The 3,113-nt window shown below is 65.0% G+C and carries 4 protein-coding genes; 3 read left to right on the top strand and 1 reads right to left on the bottom strand.

What is annotated here, in order from left to right; translation table 11 throughout:
• The first annotated feature begins 147 nt into the window (after positions 1-147).
• Entirely contained in the window at positions 148-1,074 is a 927-nt protein-coding gene (locus ACF8RA_RS12930) for an alpha/beta hydrolase (RefSeq protein WP_176682798.1), read from the top strand.
• Here ACF8RA_RS12930 and ACF8RA_RS12935 read toward each other — a convergent pair whose 3' ends face one another.
• Positions 1,075-1,827: a hypothetical protein gene (locus ACF8RA_RS12935; protein ID WP_392519223.1), complete on the bottom strand. Its 753-nt coding sequence runs from the start codon at positions 1,825-1,827 to the stop codon at positions 1,075-1,077.
• Between the two features lie 113 nt (positions 1,828-1,940).
• On the opposite strand from ACF8RA_RS12935, the gene ACF8RA_RS12940 reads away from it, so the two are divergent.
• Both ACF8RA_RS12940 and ACF8RA_RS12945 read left to right on the top strand, forming a co-directional pair.
• Positions 1,941-2,573 carry a 2OG-Fe(II) oxygenase gene (locus tag ACF8RA_RS12940; RefSeq protein ID WP_392461551.1) on the top strand — a complete coding sequence of 211 codons (633 nt, stop codon included), beginning with the start codon at positions 1,941-1,943 and terminating at the stop codon, positions 2,571-2,573.
• The gene (locus ACF8RA_RS12945) at positions 2,560-3,063 is read left to right on the top strand and encodes a DUF523 domain-containing protein (RefSeq protein ID WP_209969306.1); all 504 of its coding nucleotides are present in this window, start codon (positions 2,560-2,562) and stop codon (positions 3,061-3,063) included. Before ACF8RA_RS12940 ends, ACF8RA_RS12945 begins: the two co-directional genes overlap by 14 nt.
• Positions 3,064-3,113 lie beyond the last annotated feature (50 nt).

The following is a 3,113-nucleotide window of genomic DNA, read 5'->3' on the forward strand; positions in this document are numbered from 1 at the left end:
GCTGGGGCCGCTTTGCGGCCCTTTCGCGACACAAGGCCGCTCCCACAATTAGTTCGATGCTGGTTGTTCGAGGCGAGCAAGCTTGCCATGGCGCCGGCCAGAGCTGAAGATTCCAGATCAATACTTGCATCAATGTGGATGTACCCGATGCCCCCTGCCTTTCACCCCGACCGCCTGCGCACCAGCCTGGCGCCCTTCACCACTCGCCAGCCACTGTCGGCACAAGCGCAGGACTACCAGCGCTTCTATGGCCTGAACCTGCCGGCACACAGCTGGCTAGGCAGCTTCCAGGCGGCGGGGTTCGACCTGGTCGGGCAGGCCTGGCTACCCGAGCAGCCAAGCGCGACGCTGTTCCTGCTGCACGGCTATTACGACCACATGGGGCTGTACCAGCATGTGATTGCGTGGGCACTCAAGCAAGGTTTTGCGGTGATCAGTTGCGACCTGCCCGGCCACGGCCTGTCCAGCGGCGAGCGGGCCAGCATCACTGACTTCGCGGTGTACCAGCAGGTGCTGGAGGCCTTGTTCGAACAGGTGCACACGCTGCAACTGCCGCACCCGTGGCACCTTTGTGGGCAGAGCACGGGGGGGGCGATTGCCGTGGACCATCTGCTGCACCATGGCGCACGCAGCCCCATCGATGGCCAGGTCATCCTGCTGGCCCCGCTGGTGCGGCCATGTTCCTGGCGCTGGTCGAAGTTCAGTTATTGCGTGCTGCGCCACTTCGTCAATGGCATCGAACGGCGCTTCAGTGAGAACACCAACGACCCGGCCTTCCTGCCGTTCCTGGAGGCCGACCCGCTGCAACCGCGTCGCCTGCCAACGGCCTGGGTGGGCGCACTGATCGCCTGGGTCAAACGCATCGAGGCCGCGCCGCGCAGTGCGCGGCGGCCATTGATCGTGCAGGGGGAGGCGGATGGTACGGTGGACTGGCCCTACAACCTTGAAGTGCTCAAGGCCAAGTTTGCCGAGCCGCAGATCCTGATGCTGCCCGAGGCCCGTCATCACCTGGCCAACGAATTGCCGGGCATCCGCCAGCGCTATTTCGACTTCATCGACCAGCGTCTGGGCTGATCACTTCAGGTCGTCGGCGCTCTGGCCAACCGCCAGGCCGGCGCGCACAGCGGCCAGGGCCGCCTGGTAGTAAGCCTTGCCCTCGGGCGACTCGGCAAAGGTGGCGAACGCTTCCAGTTCGGCATCGGACAGGTCGCGGTAGACGTACAGCAGGGTGTTGTTCAGGTCTTCGCCAATCTGCCCCATCAGTCGCTGGCGCTGGCCATCCAGCAGGCTCTGTGCCTGGCCGCCGCCGAACAGGCCGGGGATCATCGAGCTGAGGCTGTCGGCGGCTACACCGGCGATGGCAAGGCTGACTTCGGCGCCGGCCTCTCGTGCAGGCAGGGCTTGGGCCAGATGGCCGATGACCAGCAGACGATCGTCGCTGGCCTGGATCTTGGGCAGGCCTTTGGCGTTCTTCGCCAGTTCGTCCTTGCGGGTGGCCCTGAGCTCGGCCGCCACCACTTTGCGCCCCAGCGGTGACTGGAAGAAGGCCAGGGCCGGTGTCGGGTTGGCCAGGGTGGCGCGCAGCTTGGTCTGGGCGCGACGGTCCATCGCCTGGGCCTGGAAGCGCTGGTTGCTGTTGTTGACCAGCGCCTGGTAAACGGCGGGTGGCAAACTGTTGCGGTAGCGCTCCTGGGCGGCGGTCAGAGCATCGTTGAAGTGGGCGCGCTGGTCGGGCCAGCCGGCAGCCTTGTACAGTTGATCCAGGTTGTCTGCCCAGACAGGCATGGTGCAGATCATCAGCAGAATCAGGGAAAACAGACGGCGCATTCAGGACTCCTGTCGGCAGGGGCCTATTGTCCTTGGCCCGGCGCCGGTTTGTCGAGATATCCGCGTGTTTCTCGGCCAAGTGGCGCTGTGCGGCGACAGGGCGAATGGATATGATGCGCGCCATGCACATCTTCCCTGAATACCCGATGCTTGCGGCCGTCGTCGACGATCTGGCCACCCATGGCTGGTCCCAGCAGGCGCACTTTCTGCCTGCCGACCTGGTGCGCGCGCTGGCAGCCGAGTGCCGGCGCCGTGATGCCGAAGGCGAACTCAACCCCGCAGGGGTTGGGCGGGGTGCTACCCAGGAGGTGCGCGAAGCCATTCGCGGTGACCAGATCCAGTGGATCGACCCGGGGCAGGCCGAGGCCTGCGACCAGTACCTGGCGGCGATGGATCAGTTGCGCCTGGCGATCAACCAAGGCCTGTTCCTGGGCCTGGAAGACTTCGAATGCCACTTTGCCCTGTACCCACCGGGGGCGTTCTATCGCCGGCACCTGGACCGCTTCCGCGACGATGACCGGCGTATGGTCTCGGCGGTGCTTTACCTCAATGAAGGCTGGCAACCGCATGACGGTGGCCAGTTGCGCATGTTCTTGGCCAACGGTGTCGAGCACGATGTCGAGCCAGTGGCCGCTTGCCTGGTGGTTTTCCTGTCGGGCGAAGTGCCTCACGAAGTATTGCCGGCCGGGCGCGAGCGGCTGTCGTTGACCGGCTGGTTCAGGAGGCGTGGCAATGACCTTTTCTGATATGCCCAAGGTGTTGGTGAGCGCCTGCCTGTTGGGGCAGCCAGTACGCTATGACGGCCGTGCCAGTGGCCATCCCGATTTGTTGCAGCAGTGGCAGGCTGAAGGGCGCGTGGTGCCGTTGTGCCCGGAGGTGGCCGGCGGCTTGCCGACACCGCGGCCGCCAGCGGAGATACCCGGAGGGCAGGGCCGCGCTGTGCTCGATGGTGACACGCAGGTGCTGACGGTAACGGGTGAAGATGTCAGTGCCGAGTTTCTGGCCGGTGCGCAGTTGGCGCTGGAACTGGTGCGCCGGCATGGCATCCGCGTAGCGGTGCTGAAGTCTGGTAGCCCTTCGTGTGGCAACCGGTTGACCTATGATGGCACCTTCAGTGGTGTGAAAGTGGCGGGGGAAGGGGTAACCACCGCGTTGCTGCGGCGGGCGGGGGTGCAGGTGTTCAGCGAGCTGGAGCTCGACCAGGCGCAGCGAGCTTTGGCTGATATATCTGTTTGAACCTGTGCCGGCCCTTTCGCGGGTGAACCCGCTCCTACCACGGTGGTGGA

Origin of the sequence: Pseudomonas sp. FYR_5, assembly GCF_043106315.1 — a bacterium.
GTDB lineage: Bacteria > Pseudomonadota > Gammaproteobacteria > Pseudomonadales > Pseudomonadaceae > Aquipseudomonas > Aquipseudomonas putida_Y.